At 70.8% G+C, this 2,086-nt stretch carries 2 protein-coding genes and 1 pseudogene; 1 reads left to right on the top strand and 2 read right to left on the bottom strand.

Going from position 1 to position 2,086, the window contains the following annotated elements; translation table 11 throughout:
- A pseudogene (locus tag D477_RS20375) lies at positions 1-347 on the bottom strand (FAD-binding protein); the annotation flags it as partial.
- Between the two features lie 212 nt (positions 348-559).
- Between D477_RS20375 and D477_RS20370 the strand changes: the two are divergent.
- A complete protein-coding gene (locus D477_RS20370) occupies positions 560-1,573 on the top strand; it encodes a universal stress protein (RefSeq protein ID WP_005275067.1) in 1,014 nt (337 codons plus the stop codon).
- 63 nt (positions 1,574-1,636) lie between these two features.
- Here D477_RS20370 and D477_RS20365 read toward each other — a convergent pair.
- On the bottom strand, positions 1,637-2,086 hold a 450-nt coding region (locus D477_RS20365), incomplete at its 5' end, for a C40 family peptidase (RefSeq protein ID WP_005275051.1).

The raw sequence follows: 2,086 nt of genomic DNA, 5'->3' as shown, positions 1-2,086 counted from the left end.
GGGCAGTCGGTGATGACCAGCGAGTCGGCCTGCAGCACGCCCTGCTCCGTGTGGATGATCCACTGGCAGCCGGTGCCGCGCTTGACCGTGCGGGCCACCGTGCTGTGGCGGACGTCGAGGCCGTGGGCGGCAGCGTAGCCGCGGAGCAGCCGCAGCAGTTCGGAGCGCTCCGACAGGGAGACCGAGTCGGCCATGACGCTGTGGCGCCGGCCGGTCGTTCCCATGCCTTCGAGCACAACGGAGGCGATGCCGCGGCGGCTGAGCTCGCTGGCAACGGCGAGGCCCGGCAGTCCGGCTCCAATGACCACCGTGTTGGTGGATTCGGCTGGCACTTCTGCATCTGGCACAGGACTCACCGTACAGCCTTCTGGAGGTCCCCGCCGAACGCCGCGGCGCTGCCTAGTGGGCTGAATCGGACGTCACAGGGCCGCGGTGGCCCGGAGCGCGACCGCCCCAAACCGTCCAACCCCGCCCGGACGTGGGAAGACTGTGCGTGCGCGAGTAAGCTGAAGGTAGCTGGCGACTGAGCCATTGCCCATACTCGAGGGAGGCGGAAGCAATGACAGAAGCAACATCCGGTAGTGCCCGCGGCGGACTGAACCGGCGGGGGATCGTGGTGGGAGTCGACGGCTCCGACCAGAGCTACTGTGCCCTCGCCTGGGCTGCGCGGGAGGCCCGCCAGCGCCGCGTGCCGCTTCACGTCGTCACCGCCTACACCGTGCCGGTCTTCGCCGCTTCCAGTATGGACGCCGGCTATGCCACCCTTGACGACGCCGTGATCCGCGAAGGCGCGGAAGCGGTACTGCAGCAGGCGGTCGCCAAGGTCGGCGCCGTGGACGTGGAAGTCCACGGCAGCGTCGAAACCGGGGACGCCGCCGGGGTGCTGCTGGAGCTGTCCGAGGAGGCCGAGCTGGTGGTCGTGGGCACCCGCGGCCGCGGCGGCTTCATGGGCCGCCTGCTGGGCTCGGTGAGCAGCGCCGTGCCGGCCCATGCCAAGTGCCCGACCGTCACGATTCCGCTCTCCTGCGCGCCGCGGCTGGAGGGTGTGGACATCGAAGCGCCCAAGACCAAGGAAGCGCCGGTCCGGCCCGAAGACGTGGTGAAGGAAGTGCTGGTCGGCGTGGACGGCTCGGAGCAGGCCCGCGCGGCCATGCTCGTCGCAGCCGAACAGGCCTCCCGCTGGGGCATGCCGCTGCGGGTCGTCTGCGCGCTGCCGCCCTTCACCGGATCGCTCGCCTGGGTGCCGGCCCCCTTGGACCGCGAGGCGCTGTATTCGGACATCAAGGCGCAGCTGGACGCCGGAGTGGCCTGGCTGTCCAGCCACTTCCCAGGCCTGGCGATCACCGGCGAGATCCAGGACGGCTCCCCGGTGGAGCTGCTGATCGACGCGACCGCCAAGGCCGAGCTGCTGGTCATGGGCACCCGCGGCCGCGGCGGCTTCGCCGGGATGCTGCTGGGCTCCACCAGCCAGGGAGTGCTGCACCATGCCCGCGGACCCGTCATGGTGGTCCCGGATGTGGAAGACCCGCGGCTGGAGGACCGGAAGAACTTCGGCCCGCTGCCGGACGCCTAAGACGTTCCGGCTGACCTGCTCCATCAGGGCCCGGTTCCAGCCCGGGCCCTGTGCGGGACGGGCCTAGGCCCAGCGGGCGCCGAAGGTGTGCAGCGTGCCGTACATGTAGCCGATCGGCGTGACGCGCAGGCCGTCGTTCGGGTTCATCGCGTGCACCACCTGCCCGTTGCCGAGGTAGATCGCCACGTGCCAGAAGTTGCCCTCGGTGCCCCAGAAGACCAGGTCGCCGGCCTGCAGCTGGGACAGCGGCACCTTGTGCGGAGCCTGCGCGTACTGGGCGGTGGCGGTGCGCGGGATCCACGTGCCGGCGGAGCCGAAGGCCTGCTGGGTCAAGCCCGAGCAGTCGAAGCCCCAGGGTCCGTTGCCGGCCCACTGGTAGTAGGACTTCTTGTTGCCTGCCTTGCCGACGGCGTAGTTGATGGCCGTCTGCGCGGTCGAGTAGTTGGGGGCGGGGGCGGGAGCCGGTTTCGGCGGCTGGACGGGTGCCGGCTTGGGCTTCTCCACGGGGGCGGG

The organism is Arthrobacter crystallopoietes BAB-32, assembly GCF_000328305.2.
GTDB lineage: Bacteria > Actinomycetota > Actinomycetes > Actinomycetales > Micrococcaceae > Crystallibacter > Crystallibacter crystallopoietes_A.
This window is presented reverse-complemented; position numbering and strand designations above follow the sequence as displayed.

Coding starts and splice junctions, on each gene's coding strand:
- D477_RS20370 (WP_005275067.1), top strand. CDS start 560: ATGACAGAAGCAACATCCGGTAGTGCCCGCGGCGGACTGAACCGGCGG.